15 protein-coding genes are annotated in these 18,453 nt (G+C 65.9%); 7 read left to right on the top strand and 8 right to left on the bottom strand.

Annotated features, from left to right (window positions below):
* The first annotated feature begins 2 nt into the window (after window positions 1-2).
* Window positions 3-1,631 carry a 3-(methylthio)propionyl-CoA ligase gene (locus tag ACTG4K_RS14485; RefSeq protein ID WP_439114918.1) on the top strand — a complete coding sequence of 543 codons (1,629 nt, stop codon included), beginning with the start codon at window positions 3-5 and terminating at the stop codon, window positions 1,629-1,631.
* Between the two features lie 15 nt (window positions 1,632-1,646).
* Window positions 1,647-2,675, top strand: coding sequence for a YeiH family protein (locus tag ACTG4K_RS14480; protein ID WP_439114917.1), 1,029 nt, complete (start codon window positions 1,647-1,649; stop codon window positions 2,673-2,675).
* Window positions 2,676-2,853: 178 nt separating this feature from the next.
* Here ACTG4K_RS14480 and ACTG4K_RS14475 read toward each other — a convergent pair whose 3' ends face one another.
* The 7 genes from ACTG4K_RS14475 to ACTG4K_RS14445 all read right to left on the bottom strand — a co-directional run bounded on the left by ACTG4K_RS14475 (window position 2,854) and on the right by ACTG4K_RS14445 (window position 10,966).
* Window positions 2,854-3,228 carry a methylglyoxal synthase gene (locus ACTG4K_RS14475; RefSeq protein ID WP_439114916.1) on the bottom strand — a complete coding sequence of 125 codons (375 nt, stop codon included), beginning with the start codon at window positions 3,226-3,228 and terminating at the stop codon, window positions 2,854-2,856.
* Between the two features lie 94 nt (window positions 3,229-3,322).
* A complete protein-coding gene (gene pgi / locus ACTG4K_RS14470) occupies window positions 3,323-4,909 on the bottom strand; it encodes a glucose-6-phosphate isomerase (protein WP_439114915.1) in 1,587 nt (528 codons plus the stop codon).
* A gap of 43 nt (window positions 4,910-4,952) precedes the next feature.
* A complete protein-coding gene (locus tag ACTG4K_RS14465) occupies window positions 4,953-5,588 on the bottom strand; it encodes a bifunctional 4-hydroxy-2-oxoglutarate aldolase/2-dehydro-3-deoxy-phosphogluconate aldolase (RefSeq protein ID WP_439114914.1) in 636 nt (211 codons plus the stop codon).
* A gap of 124 nt (window positions 5,589-5,712) precedes the next feature.
* Window positions 5,713-7,539 carry a phosphogluconate dehydratase gene (edd, locus tag ACTG4K_RS14460; protein WP_439114913.1) on the bottom strand — a complete coding sequence of 609 codons (1,827 nt, stop codon included), beginning with the start codon at window positions 7,537-7,539 and terminating at the stop codon, window positions 5,713-5,715.
* 23 nt (window positions 7,540-7,562) lie between these two features.
* Complete coding sequence (pgl, locus tag ACTG4K_RS14455) at window positions 7,563-8,264, bottom strand: 6-phosphogluconolactonase (RefSeq protein WP_439114912.1); 702 nt, start codon at window positions 8,262-8,264, stop codon at window positions 7,563-7,565.
* Window positions 8,265-8,363: 99 nt separating this feature from the next.
* Window positions 8,364-9,839 carry a glucose-6-phosphate dehydrogenase gene (gene zwf, locus ACTG4K_RS14450; protein ID WP_439114911.1) on the bottom strand — a complete coding sequence of 492 codons (1,476 nt, stop codon included), beginning with the start codon at window positions 9,837-9,839 and terminating at the stop codon, window positions 8,364-8,366.
* A gap of 113 nt (window positions 9,840-9,952) precedes the next feature.
* A complete protein-coding gene (locus ACTG4K_RS14445) occupies window positions 9,953-10,966 on the bottom strand; it encodes a PfkB family carbohydrate kinase (RefSeq protein WP_439114910.1) in 1,014 nt (337 codons plus the stop codon).
* A gap of 148 nt (window positions 10,967-11,114) precedes the next feature.
* Here ACTG4K_RS14445 and ACTG4K_RS14440 point away from each other — a divergent pair, with 148 nt between their 5' ends.
* From ACTG4K_RS14440 to ACTG4K_RS14420, 5 genes are all read left to right on the top strand, one after another.
* Window positions 11,115-12,119 (top strand): sugar ABC transporter substrate-binding protein, encoded by a 1,005-nt coding sequence (locus tag ACTG4K_RS14440; protein ID WP_439114909.1) that lies wholly within the window; start codon window positions 11,115-11,117, stop codon window positions 12,117-12,119.
* A gap of 197 nt (window positions 12,120-12,316) precedes the next feature.
* Window positions 12,317-13,246, top strand: a complete 930-nt coding sequence (locus ACTG4K_RS14435) for an ABC transporter permease (RefSeq protein ID WP_439115111.1) — start codon at window positions 12,317-12,319, stop codon at window positions 13,244-13,246.
* A complete protein-coding gene (locus tag ACTG4K_RS14430; protein WP_439114908.1) occupies window positions 13,247-14,053 on the top strand; it encodes an ATP-binding cassette domain-containing protein in 807 nt (268 codons plus the stop codon). It begins immediately after the preceding gene.
* 152 nt (window positions 14,054-14,205) lie between these two features.
* A complete protein-coding gene (locus ACTG4K_RS14425) occupies window positions 14,206-14,658 on the top strand; it encodes an RbsD/FucU family protein (RefSeq protein ID WP_439114907.1) in 453 nt (150 codons plus the stop codon).
* 134 nt (window positions 14,659-14,792) lie between these two features.
* Window positions 14,793-15,944, top strand: coding sequence for an ROK family protein (locus tag ACTG4K_RS14420; protein ID WP_439115110.1), 1,152 nt, complete (start codon window positions 14,793-14,795; stop codon window positions 15,942-15,944).
* 18 nt (window positions 15,945-15,962) lie between these two features.
* Here the strand turns inward: ACTG4K_RS14420 and ACTG4K_RS14415 are convergent, their stop codons facing one another.
* Window positions 15,963-18,446 (bottom strand): glycogen/starch/alpha-glucan phosphorylase, encoded by a 2,484-nt coding sequence (locus tag ACTG4K_RS14415; RefSeq protein ID WP_439114906.1) that lies wholly within the window; start codon window positions 18,444-18,446, stop codon window positions 15,963-15,965.
* Window positions 18,447-18,453 lie beyond the last annotated feature (7 nt).

Below are 18,453 nucleotides of genomic sequence, written 5' to 3'. Positions count from 1 at the left end.
CCATGCTCGGCCAAATGATGCAGCAGCCGCTGCTGATCTCCTCGCTGCTGCTTCACGCCGAGCGCCACCACGGTTCGCAGGAAGTGGTGTCGCGCCGGGTGGAGGGCGATATCCACCGCTGCACCTACGCCGAACTGGCCGCGCGCTCGCGCCGCTTGGCCAAGGCGTTGGCCTTGCTGGGCGTGGCCCACGGCCAGCGTGTGGGCACCATCGCCTGGAACGGCTACCGCCACTTGGAGCTGTACTACGCCGTGTCCGGCTCGGGCGCGGTGCTGCACACGCTCAACCCGCGCCTGCACGCCGACCAGCTGGTCTGGATCACCGACCACGCGCAGGACCAGGTGCTGTGTTTTGACCAGTCTTTCTTGCCGCTGGTCGAAGCCGTGGCAAGCCGCCTGCCCACGGTGAAACACTTCGTGCTGATGGCCGACAAGTCCCGCATGCCCGCAGACTCGAAGATCCCGGGGCTGATCTGCTACGAGGACCTGATCGACTCACAGCCCAACGATCACTTTGACTGGCCCGGGTTAGACGAGCAGACCGCTTCAAGCCTGTGCTACACCAGCGGCACCACCGGCCACCCCAAGGGCGTGCTCTACAGCCACCGCTCCACGGTGCTGCACACCATGGCCTCGGCCCTGCCCGACGCGCTCAACATCAGCGCCCGCGACGTGGTGCTGCCCGTGGTTCCCATGTTCCATGTCAACGCATGGGGCCTGCCGTATTCGGCCTGTCTGGTGGGCGCCAAGCTGGTGTTCCCCGGCCCCGCCCTGGACGGCAAGAGCCTGCACGAACTGTTCGAAACCGAAGCCGTGACGGTCTCGGCCGGTGTGCCCACGGTGTGGCAAGGTCTGCTGGCGCACGTGGCCGGTCACGGTCTGCGCTTCAGTACCATGCGCCGCACCATCATTGGCGGCTCGGCTTGCCCGCCGGCCATGATGACCAGCTTCGAAGACACCCATGGTGTCCAGGTCATCCACGCCTGGGGCATGACCGAACTCAGCCCCATCGGTACGGTGGGCGTGCTCAAGGGGCACCAGGACATGCTGCCGCTCGAAAAGCGCCGCGCAATCCAGGCCAAACAAGGCCGAAGCGTCTTCGGCATCGACATGAAGATCGTTGGCGAGAACGGCGCAGAGCTCCCCTGGAACGGCACGGCGAGCGGTGAGCTGCTGGTGCGTGGGCACTGGGTGGTGGAGCAATACCTCCAGGGTGAGCAGAGCCCCTTGATCAACGGCTGGTTCCCCACCGGCGACGTGGCCACCATCGACCCGGACGGTTTCATGAATATCACCGACCGGGCCAAGGACGTGATCAAGAGCGGCGGCGAGTGGATCGGCTCCATCGACATCGAGAATATCGCCATGGCGCACCCGGCCGTTGCCATGGCTGCCTGCATTGCGGCGCGCCACCCCAAGTGGGACGAGCGCCCGCTGCTGGTCGTGGTCAGGAAGCCCCAGGCCGAGGCAACGAAAGACGAACTTCTGGCCTTCTTCGACGGCAAAATCGCCAAGTGGTGGACGCCCGATGATGTGGTGTTCGTGGACGCCATCCCCCTGGGTGCCACTGGCAAGATGCTCAAGAACCGGCTGCGCGATTTGTTCCAGGACCATTTGCTGCCCCCTGCCTGAGAGACACAACACGCCATGACCGATCCCCTCGCTCGCGCGAAGCCCCTGCTGCCCGGCTTGGCCGTCAGCGCCGTGGTGGCGCTGTCGGCCATGTTTCTGGCTGAGCACTACGGTGCGCCGGTCATGCTGCTCGCTCTGCTGCTGGGCATGTCGCTGAACTTCCTGACGCAAGAGGAGGGTGGTCAGATGAACCGCAGCGCCACCGGCATCGACTTCACCGCCAAGCAGGTGCTGCGCCTGGGGGTGGCCCTGCTGGGCCTGCGCATCACGGCCTACCAGGTGATGGCGTTGGGCTGGCAGCCGGTGGCCATGGTGGTACTGGCGGTGGCCCTGACCATCGTCTGCGGGATCGTGCTGGCCCGACTCATGGGATTTCAGATGTTCTTCGGCCTGCTCACGGGCGGAGCGGTCGCCATCTGCGGTGCCTCGGCTGCGCTTGCCCTGTCGGCTGCCATGCCCAAGCACCCGAAGAAGGAGCAGGCCACGCTGTTCACCGTCATTGGCGTGAGTACGTTATCAACCCTGGCCATGGTGCTTTACCCCACGCTCACGAAGGCGCTGGGCATGGACGTGGTAACCGCGGGTTATTTCATCGGAGGCACCATCCACGACGTCGCGCAGGTGGTGGGCGCGGGCTACAGCCTGTCGCACGAAGCGGGCGATGCAGCGACGCTGGTCAAACTCATACGGGTGGCGATGCTGCTGCCGGTGATCGCGCTGGCGGCCATGCTGGCGCGCCGCCAGATGGTCACGAATGGCGAAGCCATGAGCGGCCCGCGCCCGCCGCTGCTGCCGTGGTTCGCGGTGGCCTTTGCGGTGCTGGTGGTGATCAACAGCACGGGCTGGCTGCCGGCGGCGGTGGTGAGCGCGGGCAAGAGCGCCTCGCAAGGGTGCTTGATCGCCTCAATGGCAGCCATCGGAATGAAGACCCACCTGAAGGACATTCTGACCGTGGGCTGGAAGCCTGTGGCGCTGATGGTGCTAGAGACGGCATTCCTTGCCGTCTTGTTTTATGGTTTGTTGGTGTTTCTACCTCTGAACTAGCGCATTGAGGTCGGTCGCCCCAGTTCGGCTGATCGAGCTGCAAGCATGCAACTGCCATAGAGCGTCGATCAGATCCTTCGGAACACGATTTGCTGTTTCAGAAAAATGGCGTGTTTGATCGGCTATCGCTAGATGGCGGCTTTGCCTCGCCAACAGCCGCCCACCCAGCCACCGCTGTTCACGCCCGCAGCGAAACCATCTCACCCAGCAAAAGGCGCGCCGTCGCCACATTCGTTGCACACGGCACGTTGTGCACATCACACGCGCGCAGCAGCGCGCTGATATCGGGTTCGTGGGGTTGGGCGGTCATGGGGTCGCGCAGGAAGATCACGCAGTCCACCTCGCCCATGGACAGGCGCGCGCCTATTTGAAGGTCGCCGCCCAGCGGACCGCTGAGCAGTCGTTCCACGGTAAGGCCCGCCTCGGTCTGCAGGCGCCCGCCAGTGGTGCCGGTGGCCATGAGCGTGTGTTGCCGCAGCAGGGGGGCGAACTCGGTGGCCAGGGCCACCATGTCGTCTTTCTTGCGGTCGTGGGCGATGAGGGCGATGCGCATGGGGTTCATCCTACGGCGATCCGGCGCCGGGCCGCCCCAAGCCGGATCAGCCCCCTTGGGGGGCAACGACCCGCGCAGCGGTGGCGTGTGGGGGTCATTCAGCCTCCATCTGTTTCGCCATGGTTTTCCCAAGCTCCACGCCCCACTGGTCGTAGGCGTTGATGCCCCAGATGGCGGCTTGCACAAACACCTTGTGTTCGTAGAGCGCAATCAGCGCGCCCAGGCGGTGCGGGGTGAGGGCGTCGAGCCAGACGGTGCTGCTGGGCACGTTGCCTTTGAAGCTGCGCTGGCTGACAAACACTTCGGCTTGCTCTGCGCTAAGGCCTTCGGCCATGAGGGCTTGCAGGGTGTCGGCCTCGTTGCGGCCCAGGGCAAGTGCCTGGGCTTGCGCGCGCAGGTTGAGGTTGACCACGCGGTGGTGCTCGGCGGCCAGCGGCAGGGGTGTGTCTTCGGTTTCTACGCCAATGAATTCGACCGGCACGCAGTGCGTGCCCTGGTGCAGCAGTTGGAAGTAGGCGTGTTGGCCGTCAATGCCCAGGCCACCCCAGACGATGGGGCCGGTGTCGGTGTCGCAGGGTTGGCCATCTTTGCGGGTGCGCTTGCCGTTGCTTTCCATGTCCATCTGCTGCACGAAGGGCGCAAAGCGCACCAGGCGGCTGGGGTAGGTGGACAGCAGCTGGGTCGGGCGGTGCAAAAAGTTGCGGTTCCACACGCCGCTCAGGGCCAGGATGACGGGCAGGTTGTGGGCCAGCGGCGCGCTGCGGAAATGCGCGTCCATGGCCTGGCCGCCGGCCAGGAATTCGCGGAAAGCTTGTGAACCAATGGCCACGGCCAGCGGCAGGCCGAGCGCGGACCAGATGGAATAGCGGCCGCCCACCCAGTCCCAGAAGGTGAAGGTGTGTTCAGCCGGGTAGCCGGCGGCGCCGGACTTTTGCGGGGCTGCGGTGATGGCGACCAGGTGCGGGCTTTGCGCGGCGCCTTCGATGCCGGCGTCCGTCAGCCAGCGCCGCGCAGAGGCGGCGTTGGTCATGGTTTCCTGCGTGGTGAAGGTTTTGCTGGCCACGATGATGAGCGTGGTGAGCGGGTTCAGGCCGCGCAGCGTGCTGTGCAACGCCCAGGCGTCGGGGTTGCTGACGAAGTGCACGCGCACCCCGGTTTGGCCGTCGCTGCACAGCGGGGCCAGTGCGTCGGCCGCCATGCGGGGGCCCAGGTCGGAACCGCCAATACCGATGTTCACCACGTCGGTGATGGGCAGGCCGGTGCTGCCTTTCACATCACCCGTGCGCACGCGGTCGGCGAAGGCGCACACGCGGTCCAGCTCGGCTTGCACCAGGTGCTGGATGCTGGCGCCCCAGGGCGCTTGGTTGCCGGTGGCGCCGGGTGTGCCGCGCAGGGCCGTGTGCAGCACCGCGCGCTGTTCGCTGGTGTTGATGGTGTCGCCGCGGAACATGGCGTCGCGCTGCGCTTCTACCTGGGCTTCACCGGCCAGTTGCAGCAGGGCGGACAGGACAGACCCGTCGAACGCCTGGCGCGTGAAGTCAACGCGGATGCCGGTGCCTTCAGCGGTGGCTTGCATGGCGCTGCGCTGGGGCTGGGCCAGGCGCTCGCGCAGGTGCGGCTGTGGCAGGGCGGCGAGGGCGGCGAGCTGCTGCCAGGCGGGTAGGGCGGTGGGGCTGGTCATGGTTTTTCCCTGATTTTTCTTGCTGCGATTGTCGCGGCGAAGGTCAGCGCGCTGCCAGGGCTGTGGCCTCTTTGGCCAGCTGCGTGATCTTTTTCCAGTCGCCAGCCGCCAGTGCGTCGGCCGGGGTGAGCCAGCTGCCGCCGGCCATGGCCACGTTGGGCAGCTTCAAAAAGTCTTTCAGATTCTCGGGGCTGACGCCGCCGGTGGGGCAAAACGCCACATCGGGGATGGGTGCGCCCAGCGCCTTGAGCATGCCCATGCCGCCGGCCTGCTGGGCGGGAAACAGCTTCATGAGGCTGAAACCCTGTTCGCGGCGGTGCATCACCTCGCCGGGCGTCATCACGCCGGGTATGAAGGGCAGTTTGGCCGCTTTGACGGCGTCGACCAACGCATCGGTGCAACCGGGCGACAGGGCGAAGGTGGCGCCCGCGTCGATAACGCGCTGCACCTCGGCCACGTGGGTCACCGTGCCCGCGCCCAGGTGCATGTGCGGCACGGCTTTGGCCACGGCTTCGATGCTGGCCAGCGCGGCGTCGGAACGCAGGGTGATCTCCATCACGTCAATGCCGCCTTCGAGCAGGGCGTGCGCCAGTGGCACGGCGTGGGCCGGGTCGATGAGCACGATGACGGGCACGACGCGGGATTGGAAGGCGGGGCGGGAAAAGCAGGTGGTGGTCATGGTGTCTTCTGTGCGGAGCGGATCGAAGGAGATGGAGCCAACCGGGGTCAGCGCGGAACCGGCTTTGCCGGGCCGCTGCTGGCGCCCCCTGAGGGGTGACGCGCGCGGCGCGGCGCGGGGGGAATCAAGTGAACAGCGGAGACGCGCCGGATTCAGCCGTGCTCGCGTGCGAGCGAAACAAGCCAAACAGTTCGCGCCCAGTGCCGTGGCTGTTGTGGCTGAGGTCGGGGTGGGTCACGCTGCGGGCGGCCAGGGTGGCGGCGTCCACTTCCAGCTCCAGCACGCCACGCTCGCAGTCCAGCGTGATCCAGTCGCCGTCCATCACGCGGGCAATCGGGCCGTCGGCCAAGGCTTCGGGGCTCAGGTGGATGGCCGCGGGCACCTTGCCCGAGGCGCCGCTCATGCGGCCGTCGGTGACCAGCGCCACTTTGAAGCCTTTGTCTTGCAACACGGCCAGCGGCGGCGTGAGTTTGTGCAACTCGGGCATGCCGTTGGCGCGCGGACCCTGGTAGCGCACCACGGCGATCAGGTCCTTGTTGAGCTGGCCGTCGTTGAACAGGGCCAGCAGGTCTTGCTGGTCGCTCACCACCACGGCCTGGGCCCGCACAAAGCGGTGCTCGGGCTTCACGGCCGACACCTTGACCACGCTGCGGCCCAGGTTGCCTTGCAGCAAGCGCAGGCCACCGTCGGCGCTGAAAGGCTCGCTTACCGGGCGCAGCACGCTGGTGTCTCCGCTGAGCGCGGGCAGGTCGCGCCAGGCCAGGGTGTCGCCGTCCAGCCAGGGCTCCTGGGTGTAGGCGGTCAGGCCAAAGCCCATCACCGTGTTCACATCGCCGTGCAGCAGGCCGTGGGCCAGCAGTTCGCGCATCAGAAAGCCCATGCCGCCTGCGGCATGGAAGTGGTTCACGTCGGCGCTGCCGTTGGGGTACACGCGGGCCAGCAGCGGCACCACGGCCGAGAGTTCGGCGAAGTCGTCCCAGTCGATCAGCACGCCGGCAGCGCGCGCCATGGCGATGAGGTGAATGGTGTGGTTGGTGCTGCCGCCGGTGGCCAGCAAGCCCACGATGCCGTTGACCACGGATTTTTCATTGACGATGTCGGCCAGGCGAATGTGTGGCTGCCCGCCGCGCCCGGTGTTGATCAGGGCGCGCTCCAGCGCGGCTTTGCTGAGCGCTTCGCGCAGCGCGACACCGGGGTTCACAAACGACGAGCCCGGCAGGTGCAGCCCCATGATTTCCATCAGCATCTGGTTGCTGTTGGCGGTGCCGTAAAAGGTGCAGGTGCCGGGGCTGTGGTAGGCCTGGGCTTCGCTTTCCAGCAGCGCTTCGCGCCCCACCTGGCCCTGCGCGTATTGCTGACGCACCTTGGCTTTGGCGTCGTTGGACAGGCCGGTGGTCATGGGGCCTGCGGGCACAAAGGCGGCGCTGAGGTGGCCGAATTGCACCGCGCCCATGAACAGGCCGGGCACGATCTTGTCGCACACGCCGAGCATGAGGGCAGCGTCGAACACGTTGTGCGACAACGCCACGGCCGTGCTGAGGGCGATCACGTCGCGCGAAAACAGCGACAGCTCCATGCCGGCTGCGCCCTGTGTGATGCCGTCGCACATGGCGGGCACACCACCGGCCATCTGGGCCGTGGCACCCAGCGTGCGGGCGTGGCTGCGCAGCAGTTCGGGGTAGTGCTCGTAGGGCTGGTGGGCCGACAGCATGTCGTTGTAGGCGCTGACGATGCCCACATGTGGTGTGCGCTCGGCGTGGATTTTGAGCTTGTCCGCCAGCGGCAGCGCGGCCGTGGTGTGGGCCATGTTGGCGCAGCCCATGCCGGCGCGCTGGGTGCCCGCCCTGGCGTTGGCGACCATGGTGTTCAGGTAGTCGGCGCGTGGGCCGGCGCTGCGCTCGGTGATGCGTTGCGTGACGTGGGCGAGGGTGGTGTTCAGCGGTGTGGACATGGCGGTGTTCCGTTCTGTTCTGGTTAAGCGATCCAGACGCTGACCGGCGTCTTGGACTGGTTCAGCACGAGGGAAATGGGGAGCGTTTCGGTGGCCTTTTCAGCGGCGCGGCGGTACACGGCCAGCTTGGCGTCACCAGCGATGGCGAGCACCAGCTCGCGCGCGGCGAGCAGGGCGCTGAGCGTGAAGCTCAGGCGCGCGTGCGGCGCGGTGTCGGGCACCAACCAGGCCAGGTGCTGGTCGGTGGCAATGGCCCGCGCATAGCCCGGCGCGCCGGGAAACAGCGAAGCGGTATGGGCGTCTTCGCCCATGCCAAGCACGGCCATGTCCAGCGGCCAGGGCAGGTCGGCGGTGCGGGCCTCGGCGTCCAGCACCAGCGCATCGAGCACCTCGGCGTTGAACTGTGGGGCCAGTTCGCGGAAAAACGGGAGGAAACGGGCGGCCGCTGCTTTGCCTTGCAGCAGGTGGCGGGTCACCAGCGCGGTGTTGCTGTCGCCGTGGTCGCGGGGCACCACACGCTCGTCCACCAGCACCACGGTCACTTGCGCCCAGTCCAGGGCTTGCTCGCGCAGCGCTTCGAACATGGGGATGGGCGACTTGCCACCCGACACCGCCAGACTGGCCTGGCCGCGCTGGGCGATGGCTGTGCGCAGCGCGTTGGCGATGTGGGCGGCGATGGCTGCCGGCGTGGCGCCGGTGTGTTCGGTGATCATGGGTGTGGGCATGAGGTGTCCTCGTTCAAGAACACCGTGGAACCGGCTTTTCCGGGGCACTGGTGTTGTCCCCCAGGGGGGAAGACGCGAAGCGGCGCAGGGGGGCCATATTCAAGACTCCTCCACCCACGAAGATCCCTCGCGCGCCATCAGTGCCGACGACGCTGCCGGCCCCCAGCTGCCCGCGGTGTAGGCCTTGGGCTTGTCGTTCAACTGTTGCCAGCCGTTGATGATGGGTTCGACCCAGCTCCAGGCGGCCTCCAGTTCGTCGCGGCGCATGAAGTGGGTCAGGCGGCCTTTGATGACGTCGATCAGCAGGCGCTCGTAGGCCTCGGCGCGGCGTTCGGAAAATGCGGTTTCCAGGTCCAGGTTCAGGTTCACCGGGCGCAGCTTCATGCCGCTGCCGGGTTCCTTTGCCATCATCTGCAGCTGGATGTGTTCTTCCGGCTGCAGGCGAATCATCAGGCGGTTGACCGACTTGTGCGGCGAGTCCTGGAAGATGGTGAACGGCAGGTCGGCAAATTCGATGACGATTTCAGACTGGCGCGCCGCCATGCGCTTGCCGGTGCGCAGAAAAATGGGCACGTTGGCCCAGCGCCAGTTGTTGATGTGGGCCTTGAGCGCCACAAAGGTTTCGGTGGTGCTGCCTTCGGGGATGTTGTCTTCCTGCAGGTAGCCCACAGCGGCGTCGCCGTTGGACGCACCGGCGCTGTACTGGCCGCGCACGGTGTCGCGCGCCACGTCGGCCGTGGTCATGGGCCGCAGCGAGCGCAGCACCTTGAGCTTTTCGTCGCGCACGGCGTCGGGGTCGAGCGACACCGGCGGCTCCATGGCCACGATGCACAGCAGCTGCAGCAGGTGGTTTTGCACCATGTCGCGCATGGCGCCGGTGCCGTCGTAGAACCCCGCACGGCTGCCCACGCCCACCGCTTCGGCCACGGTGATCTGCACGCTCTTGATGAAAGGGCTGCGCCACAGCGGCTCAAAAATGGTGTTGCCAAAGCGCAGCACCATCAGGTTTTGCACCGTTTCTTTGCCCAGGTAGTGGTCGATCCGGAAGATCTGCTGTTCCTGGAAATACCGGCCCACGTCGTCGTTGATCTGGCGCGCCGATGCCAGGTCGTGGCCCAGCGGCTTTTCCAACACCACGCGGGCGCGCTCGTCGATCAGGCCGGCACCGTGCAAGTGGGCGCAAATGCCCACAAACAGACTGGGCGCCGTGGCCAGGTAGTACACGCGGTCCGAACCGCTCTGCATGGCAGCTGCCAGGGCGGTGAAGTCCTGGGCCTGGGTGGCGTCGACGCTGACGTAGTTCAGGCGCTCCAGAAAGCTGGTCCAGGTCGCCTCAGCAAAGGCCTTGTCTTCAATGAAGCCGCGCACCTTGTCCTGGATGAACGCGACAAAGGCGGTGCGGTCCCAGCTCTGTCGGCCCAGTGCGTGGATGCGCGTGGCGGCCGGCAGGTTGTTGTGCAAGTGCGCCATGTACAGCGCGGGCAGCAGCTTGCGCACCGAGAGATCGCCCACACCGCCAAAGATCACCAGATCAAGCGGGCCAGCAGGCGCAGGGCGGGAGGTTGAAGTGTTCATGTCTCTAATTTAGTTACTTGAATATCGTGATTCTATTGTAATCAAGTTACAAGCGGGTTTCCAAACGATGTGAGTCTCTTGCAAGCCCCGTGCGCGCCCTGCTGCGGGCCGGTTCAGAGCGCGCGGAACACCGGTTGCGCGCTGGCCACCCGGGCCTGTGCCTGTGCCAGGCTGGGCGGCACACAGCCGGTTTCCATCACGCACAGGCTGGCGCTGGCGATGGCGTGGCCGAGGATGTGCTGGACGTCGGCCGCGTCGAGCGACAGCTCGCTGGCGGTGCGCGCGGCCTGCATGGCCGGGCGTTGCAGCAGGGCGACCAGCATGCCAGCCAGAAAGCTGTCGCCCGCGCCCACGGTGTCGGCCACCTGGACCGGCAACGACTCGGCGCCGTGCCAGCCGCTGCCGTCGCGGTTCAGAATCACCGCGCCCTTGGCGCCCAGCGTGAGCGCCAGCCAGCGCGCGGGCGTTTTCGCCATCAGTTCGCGCGCTGCCATCAGCGGGTCGTCTTGCGTGAAGCCCAGTGTGGCAAGGTCGTCGTCGCTCACCTTTACGATGTCGGCCTCGCCGAGAGCGGCCATTACGCTGGCCTGGTAGGCCGCCATGTCGGGCACGATGGCCGGGCGCAGGTTGGCGTCGACCACCACCAGCCGGCCCGCAGCGCGCTGCGCCTTCAGCCAGGGCAGGTATTTGTCGCTGTCGTCGGCCACCAGCGCCAGGCAGCCCGTGGCCACGGTGGACAGCCGGGGCTGCTCGGCGCATTGGCGGGTCATCTCGGCCGCGTTCACCTGCCGGTCGGCCACGCCGTCGCGGTAGAAGCTGTAGCTGGCCTTGCCCTGGGCATCAAGCCCCACCACCGCGAGCGAGGTGGGCTGGTGCACCGGTGTGGGGTGCGCCAGCGTCACGCCAGCTTGGTGAATGCCGTGGGCCAGCCCGCGCCCGAAGCGGTCGGCCGACAAGGGGTTGAGGTACAGCGTGCCCACGCCTTGCAGACCGAGCGCGCGGGTGAGGTTGTAGACGGCGCCGCCGTCGCAGGGGCGCATGCGGCCGTCGGCTTCCTGAATGAGGTCGATCAGGGCTTCGCCCGCGGTGGCCACTTGAATGGGATGATGGGGGGTAGGGAAAACCATAACTAAATCCAATTGATTTATTAACCAGATCTCCAATATAGTTCACCCACTCCGCAGCACACAGCGTGTAAACCCCAAGAGGCGGGCTGCTGAGGTTCGTGTTCCCCGGTTCCTGTTGACGACCATCCACCCCTTTGAGGAGACCCCTGTGAAAAAAATCGCTTCCACCTTCGTGTTCACCGCCCTGGCCCTGGCCGTGGGTGCCGCTGCTGCCCAGGCACAGCCCGTGATCGGCTTGATCACCAAGACCGATTCCAACCCCTTCTTCGTGAAGATGAAGGAAGGCGCCACCGCCGAGGCCACCAAGCTCGGCGCCAAGCTGTTGTCTGCAGCGGGCAAGACCGACGGCGACAACGCCGGCCAGGTGACCGCCATGGAAAACATGATTGCCGCCGGCGCCAAGACCATCCTGATCACCCCCAGCGATGCGAAAGCCATCATTCCTGCCATCAAGCGCGCGCAGGCCCAGGGCGTGCAAGTGATTGCGCTGGACAGCCCGACCGACCCAGTGAGCGCTGTGGACGGCCTGTTTGCCACCGACAACTACAAGGCCGGTGTGCTGATTGGCCAGTACGCCAAAGTGGCGCTGGGCGGCAAGCCTGCCGTGATCGCCACGCTCGACCTGTTCCCCGGCCACCCGGTGGGCGCCCAGCGCCACAACGGTTTCCTGAAAGGTTTCGGCCTGACCGCGCCTGACGCGTCCAGCAACAACCTGGGTGGTGCCGCTGCGGGCGTGGCGTGCATGGCCGACAGCTTCGGTGACGCCGCCAAGGGCCAGACCGGCATGGAAAACTGCCTGCAGAAAAACCCCAACATCAACCTCGTGTACACCATCAACGAACCCGCAGCCGCCGGTGCTTACAAGGCACTGAAGGCCGCTGGCAAGGAAAAAGGCGTGGTCATTGTGTCGGTGGACGGCGGTTGCGCTGGCATCAAAGACGTGGGCGCTGGCGTGATCACCGCCACCAGCCAGCAGTACCCGCTGCGCATGGCCTCCATGGGCGTGGCCGCTGGTGTCGAATACGCCAAGACCGGCAAGAAGGTCAGCGGTTACACCGACACCGGCGTGACCCTGATTGCCGCCAAAGCGGTGGCCGGTGTGGACAGCAAAGACGTGAAGACCGGTATGGACCTGTGCTGGGGTGGAAAGTAAGTACGCCCCCCTGCGCCGCTGACGCGGCTTCCCCCCTCTCTGACGCGCCTGCGGCGCTCGGAGGGGGGACGGCACCCCTGGGGCCGGCGGAGCCGGACCCTTGGTGCCCCTGAGTGGGGCATCTCGCTCTCAGGAGCAGTTATTGAATCCTTGATGGGAGAATTCCCTTGAAAAACCTCGCAGCCAAACTTCCGCCCATGGGCACACTGGGGCCTTTTATTGCCCTGCTGGTGGCATGTGCCTTTTTTGCGTCGCAGAGCGACCGTTTTCTGACGCTGCAAAACTTCTCGCTGATCTTGCAGCAGGTCATGGTGGTGGGCACCATCGCCATTGGTCAGACGCTCATCATTCTCACCGCCGGCATTGACTTGTCGTGCGGCATGATCATGGCGCTGGGCAGCATCGTCATGACCAAAATGGCCGCCGACTTTGGCCTGAGCGCGCCGGTCGCGATCACGCTGGGCATTGCCGCCACGGCCGGTTTTGGCCTGGTCAACGGCCTGCTGGTCACCAAGGCCAAGTTGCCGCCCTTCATCGTCACGCTGGGTACGCTGAACATCGCGTTCGCTATTACCCAGCTGTATTCGGGCTCCCAAACCGTCACCGACGTGTCCGAAGGCATGACCTGGCTGGGCAACTCGTTTCGCATTGGCCAAACCAACGTGCTCTATGGCGTGGTGCTGATGCTGGCGCTGTACCTCATCACCTGGCTGTTCCTGCGCGAAACCGCGCCCGGGCGCCACATTTACGCCGTCGGCAACAGCCCCGAAGCCACCCGCCTCACGGGTATTTCCACCGACAAAGTGTTGATCGGCGTGTATGTGCTCGCCGGCGTGTTTTACGGCATTGCCTCGCTGCTGAGCGTGGCCCGCATTGGCGCCGGCGACCCGAACGCCGGGCAGACCGAAAACCTCGACGCCATCACCGCCGTGGTGCTGGGCGGCACCAGCCTGTTTGGCGGGCGCGGCATCATCATCGGCACGCTGATTGGCGCGTTGATTGTGGGCGTGTTCCGCAACGGTCTCACGCTCATGGGCGTGTCGTCTGTGTACCAAATTCTGGTGACCGGTATTTTGGTGATTCTGGCGGTGATGACCGACCAGATGTCCCGCAAAGGAGTCCGTTAAATGACCACCGCCCCCAACGCCCAGAGCCCGCTGGTGATTCAGGCCAAAGGCCTCGTCAAGCGCTATGGCCAGGTGACCGCTCTCGACGGCGCCGACTTCGAATTGCGTGCCGGTGAAATCATGGCCGTGATTGGTGACAACGGCGCCGGCAAGTCTTCGCTCATCAAGTGCCTGGCCGGCGCCACCATTCCCGACGAAGGCGAGATTTTCCTGGACGGCCAGGCCGCCCAATTTCGCAGCCCCATTGACGCGCGGCGCGCCGGTATTGAAACCGTGTACCAGGACCTCGCGGTGGCCCCGGCCATGACGATTGCTGAAAACCTGTTTCTGGGCCGTGAACTGCTGCGCCCCGGATTCATGGGCAAGGTGCTGCGCATGATGGACAAACGCAAGATGCTGGAAGAGAGCATTTCGCGCATGAACGACCTGAAGGTCGGCATTCGCAGCATGACGCAGGCGGTGGAAACGCTCTCGGGCGGCCAGCGCCAGTGCGTGGCCGTGGCCCGCGCGGCGGCGTTTGCGCAGCACGTGGTGATCATGGACGAGCCCACCGCCGCGCTGGGTGTGAAGGAGGGCAACATGGTGCTGGAGTTGATCCGCCGCGTGCGCGACAAGGGGCTGCCGGTCATATTGATCAGCCACAACATGCCGCATGTGTTCGAGATCGCTGACCGAATCCACATTGCCCGTTTGGGCAAACGCGCCGCCATTGTGGACCCCAAGAACATCAGCATGAGCGACACCGTGGCGGTGATGACCGGTGCCAAGTCGGTCAACGATTTGCCACCGCAAGCACTGGCCCATTGACCTCACCCCCATCGCTTGCGCATGGCGTGTAGCTGCTCTGCCCCCCATCGGCAATACCAGCGGCCCGTCCTGCGCTTGTCGAGGGCCGTTTCGCGGTGGTCCGGGTTGGAGCACTGCCGTCGTTGCTTCCGTTCAATGATTGAAAGACCAAAATGCTCAAAGGCATTGATCCCCTGCTCAGCCCCGAGCTGTTGAAATTGCTGGCCGAAATGGGGCACGACGACGCGCTGGTGCTGGCCGACGCCAACTTCACCGCCATGAGCCTGGGCGCAGGCAAACCTGTGTTGCGCCTGCCCGGTGTGGGCATGGCGCGCACGGTGCAGGCGGTGGCCAGTGTGCTGCCGCTGGCGGCCGATGTACCGCAGCCCGTGGCCTACATGCAGGTGTGCGGCAGCGCGCCGGGCTACCGCTCGGCCTTGCAGCGCGAAACCTTGGCCGTGCTGGCGCACGAGGGGCTGACTGAAGGCCAGGCCGAAGCGCTGGAGCGCTATGCCTTTTACGAGCGCGTGAAAACCGCCTACGCGATTGTGGTGACCGGCGAGGGTCAGCCTTGGGCCAACTTCATTTTGCGCAAAGGTGTGATCGGCGAAGCGCTGCGCGAATGAATGGGGTGCCGGACGTGTCAAACTTGGCCACTGTGACCGAAACCAACACCAACGAAACCCTGGCGGTTCCTGCGCCGCCCGATGCCGCCAACGATGCACCCCGCCTGCGCCCGCGCGGCTCCAACCAGGTGGGCATGCGCCAGTTCAACGAACGGGTGGTGCTGCAGGCGCTGCGTGCCCACGGCAGCTTGCCCAAGGCCGATCTGGCCCGTCTCACCGGTCTCACCGCGCAGACCATTGGCCTCATTACCGCTCGGCTCGACGAAGACCAGCTGCTGACCCGCGAAGCCCCGGTGCGTGGCCGCGTGGGCCAGCCTTCGGTGCCCATCGGGCTGAACCCCGACGGCGCTTTTGCGGTGGGCATCAAGATTGGCCGGCGCAGCGCCGACTGGTTGCTGGTGGACTTCACCGGCCGGGTGCGCCAGCGCCTGGTGCTGAACTACCCCTTCCCCGACATTCCGGTGCTGCTGCCCGCCATTAAGGCCAACCTGAACCGGCTGCTGGAAGACCTGGGCCCGCTGCGCGACCGCGTGGTGGGTGTGGGCGTGGCGGCGCCGTTTCAGCTCGGCGGCTGGCACCGCATGCTGGGCCTGACCGAAACACAGTCGCGGGCATGGAATGAGATGGATCTGGCCGCCGAAGTGCAGGCGCTCACCGACTTGCCGGTGAGCTTTGCCAAAGACACCTCGGCCGCCTGTGTGGCCGAGCTGTTCCAAGGGCGCGGGCGCGACATTGGCAGCTTTCTGTACCTGTTCATGGACACGTTCGTTGGCGGTGGCCTGGTGATCCATTCGCATCTGCACCGGGGCGCCCACGGCAACGCGGGTGCGGTGGCGTCGCTGCCGCTGCAGGTGGCGCACGGCGGCGATGTGCCGCCGCAGTTGGTCAGCCAGGCGTCGTTGTGGGACCTGGAACAACGCTTTCGCGAGCACACGCTCGACCCCATGGCCGCTTACGACGCGCGGGCGCTTCAGGCACCCTGGTTGCCCTACACGCAAGAATGGCTGGAACGCGCCGCGCAGGCGCTGGCCCACTGCATCGTGGCCGGCACCGCGTTTCTGGACGTGGAAGCGGTGGTGATGGACGGCGCCGTGGCGCCTGACCTGTTGCACAACCTGCTGGCGCGCACCCGTGATGCCATGAAGGCCTACAACTGGGAAGGCCTTCAGCAAATACCCCGGCTGGAGCTGGGCAGCATGGGCTCGGACGCGCGCGCGCTGGGCGGCGCTTTGCTGCCGCTGCACGCCTGCTTTGCGCCCGACCACGGTAGCTTTTTGAAAAGCTGAGCGCCTGCGCCAGCGGGGTCAGCGGCCGCTGGGTGTGAGGTTGGCCAGGGGCGGGCTGTGCCAGATGGTTTGGGCGTATTCGGCGATGGTGCGGTCGGCCGAAAATGGCCCCATACCCGCCACGTTGTGGATGGTCTGGCGCGTCCAGGCATCGGTGTCGCGGTAGGCCTGGTCCACACGGGCCTGGGTGGCCACGTAGCTGGTGTAGTCGGCCAGCAGCAGGTAGTGGTCGCCCCAGTTCACCAGCATGTCGTAGACCGCCTGGTAGCGGGCCGGCTCTTCCGGGCTGAAGGCGCCGTCGCGAATGGCTTCCAGCACCCGTTGCAGCTCGGGCAGTTCGTCCAGAAAACGGCGCGGCTGGTAGCCCGCGCTGCGCAGCGCCTGCACCTCGGGCGTGGTGTGGCCGAAGATGAAGATGTTGTCTTCGCCCACGTTGTCGCGTATCTCCACGTTGGCACCGTCCAGGGTGCCGATGGTGAGCGCGCCGTTGAGGGCGAACTTCATATTGCCGGTGCCCGAGGCTTCGGTGCCGGCGGTTGAGATTTGCTCAGACAGATCGGCCGCCGGGATGATGATTTCGGCCAGGCTCACGCTGTAGTTGGGTACGAACACCACCTTGAGGCGCTCGCCCACGCGCGGGTCGGCGTTGATGGTGGTGGCCACGTCGTTGATGAGCCGGATGATGAGCTTGGCCGTGTGGTACGCCGAGGCGGCCTTGCCCGCAAAGATCACCACGCGGGGCGTGTGGTCGGCGTCGGGCTGCGCCAGGATGCGCTGGTAGCGCGCCACCACGTGCAGCAGGTTGAGCAGCTGGCGCTTGTATTCGTGGATGCGTTTGACCTGCACGTCAAACAGCGCATGCGGGTTGACCTGCAAACCCATGTGCTGCTCCAGCCAGGCAGCCAGTCGCTGTTTGTTGGCTTGCTTGGCTTCGCGAAAGGCTTGCGCAAAACCGGCGTCGCTGGCCAGCGGGCGCAGGGCTTCGAGCTGGGTCAGGTCGCGCCGCCAGCCCCGACCCAGGCGGCTGTCGATCAGGCTGGCGAGCGCCGGGTTGGCCTGGGCCAGCCAGCGCCGGGGGGTGATACCGTTGGTCTTGTTGTTGAAGCGCTGGGGCCACAGGCGGGCAAAGTCGGCAAAGATGGACTGTTGCATCAGGTCCGAATGCAGGGCCGACACGCCATTGACCGAATGGCTGGTGACCACCGCCAGGTAGGCCATGCGCACGCGGCGTTCGCCCGACTCGTCAATCAGCGACAGCCGGCGAATCAGCTCGGGGTCGTGCACGCCAGAGGCTGCCAGCCCGGCCAGAAAGTGGCTGTTGATGTCGTAAATGATTTGCAGGTGGCGCGGCAGCACGCGGCCCATCATCTCCACCGGCCAGGTTTCCAGCGCCTCGTGCATGAGCGTGTGGTTGGTGTACGAAAACACGCCCTGACACAGCCTCCAGGCGTCGGCCCAGGGCAGGTGGTGCTCGTCGAGCAGCAGGCGCATCAGCTCGGGAATGGCCAGCACCGGGTGCGTGTCGTTCAGGTGGATGCTGACTTTTTGGGGCAGCGCTTCAAAGCCCGTGTGGGTTTTGAGGTAGCGGCGCAGCAGGTCTTGCACGCTGGCACTCACAAAAAAGTACTCCTGGTGCAGGCGCAGTTCGCGGCCCGACGGGGTGGAGTCGTCCGGGTACAGCACGCGCGACACGTTTTCGGAGTGGTTCTTGCTCTCCACGGCGGCGAAGTAGTTACCCCGGTTGAAGGCGCCGAGGTCAATTTCTTCGGTGGCTTTGGCCGACCACAGTCGCAGGGTGTTGGTGGCGTCGGTGCCGTAGCCGGGCACGATGGTGTCGTAGGCCATGGCCAGCACGTCGTGCGAGTCCACCCAGCGGTGGCGCACCGCGTCTTTGGGGCCTTCTTGCACCACATGGCCGCCAAACTGCACGCGGTACACCACCTCGGGCCGCGCAAATTCCCAGGGGTTGCCATGGGTGAGCCAGTAGTCGGGCACCTCCACCTGCTGGCCGTCCACGATGGTCTGGCGGAACATGCCGTAGTCGTAGCGGATGCCGTAGCCGTAGCCGGGAATGCCCAGCGTGGCCATGGCGTCGAGAAAGCAGGCCGCCAGGCGGCCCAGGCCGCCGTTGCCCAGCGCGGCGTCGGGTTCGAGCGAGGCCAGTACGTCGATGTCGGCGCCCAGCTCGCTCAGCGCTTGTTTGAGGGTGTCGCGCAGTTCCAGCGCCAGCGTGGCGTTGTCAAACGCGCGGCCCATGAGGAACTCCATGGACATGTAATACACGCGCTTGGCGTCCTGGTCGTACTGGGCGTGGGTGGTGCGCATCCAGCGCTCCACCAGGCGGTCGCGCACGGCGTAGGCCGCCGCTTGCAGCCAGTCTTCGGGGCGGGCGGCCGATGGGTCTTTGCCCACGGTGAACACGAGTTTGTTGGCGATCGACTGCTTGAGCGAGGCGAGGTCGTTGCGGGGGCTGTCGTAAGCGAAAGAAGCGGTCTGTGTCATGGGGTGT

This window comes from Hydrogenophaga sp., from assembly GCF_965657535.1.
In the GTDB taxonomy this organism is placed as follows: Bacteria; Pseudomonadota; Gammaproteobacteria; order Burkholderiales; family Burkholderiaceae_C; genus Hydrogenophaga.
This window is presented reverse-complemented; position numbering and strand designations above follow the sequence as displayed.

Excerpts from the sequence above, each read along its gene's own strand:
- ACTG4K_RS14485 (WP_439114918.1), top strand. The coding sequence starts at position 3 with ATGCTCGGCCAAATGATGCAGCAGCCGCTGCTGATCTCCTCGCTGCTG.
- ACTG4K_RS14480 (WP_439114917.1), top strand. The coding sequence starts at position 1,647 with ATGACCGATCCCCTCGCTCGCGCGAAGCCCCTGCTGCCCGGCTTGGCC.
- ACTG4K_RS14475 (WP_439114916.1), bottom strand. The coding sequence starts at position 3,228 with ATGCGCATCGCCCTCATCGCCCACGACCGCAAGAAAGACGACATGGTG.
- pgi (WP_439114915.1), bottom strand. The coding sequence starts at position 4,909 with ATGACCAGCCCCACCGCCCTACCCGCCTGGCAGCAGCTCGCCGCCCTC.
- ACTG4K_RS14465 (WP_439114914.1), bottom strand. The coding sequence starts at position 5,588 with ATGACCACCACCTGCTTTTCCCGCCCCGCCTTCCAATCCCGCGTCGTG.
- edd (WP_439114913.1), bottom strand. The coding sequence starts at position 7,539 with ATGTCCACACCGCTGAACACCACCCTCGCCCACGTCACGCAACGCATC.
- pgl (WP_439114912.1), bottom strand. The coding sequence starts at position 8,264 with ATGCCCACACCCATGATCACCGAACACACCGGCGCCACGCCGGCAGCC.
- zwf (WP_439114911.1), bottom strand. The coding sequence starts at position 9,839 with ATGAACACTTCAACCTCCCGCCCTGCGCCTGCTGGCCCGCTTGATCTG.
- ACTG4K_RS14445 (WP_439114910.1), bottom strand. The coding sequence starts at position 10,966 with ATGGTTTTCCCTACCCCCCATCATCCCATTCAAGTGGCCACCGCGGGC.
- ACTG4K_RS14435 (WP_439115111.1), top strand. The coding sequence starts at position 12,317 with ATGGGCACACTGGGGCCTTTTATTGCCCTGCTGGTGGCATGTGCCTTT.
- ACTG4K_RS14430 (WP_439114908.1), top strand. The coding sequence starts at position 13,247 with ATGACCACCGCCCCCAACGCCCAGAGCCCGCTGGTGATTCAGGCCAAA.
- ACTG4K_RS14425 (WP_439114907.1), top strand. The coding sequence starts at position 14,206 with ATGCTCAAAGGCATTGATCCCCTGCTCAGCCCCGAGCTGTTGAAATTG.
- ACTG4K_RS14420 (WP_439115110.1), top strand. The coding sequence starts at position 14,793 with ATGCGCCAGTTCAACGAACGGGTGGTGCTGCAGGCGCTGCGTGCCCAC.
- ACTG4K_RS14415 (WP_439114906.1), bottom strand. The coding sequence starts at position 18,446 with ATGACACAGACCGCTTCTTTCGCTTACGACAGCCCCCGCAACGACCTC.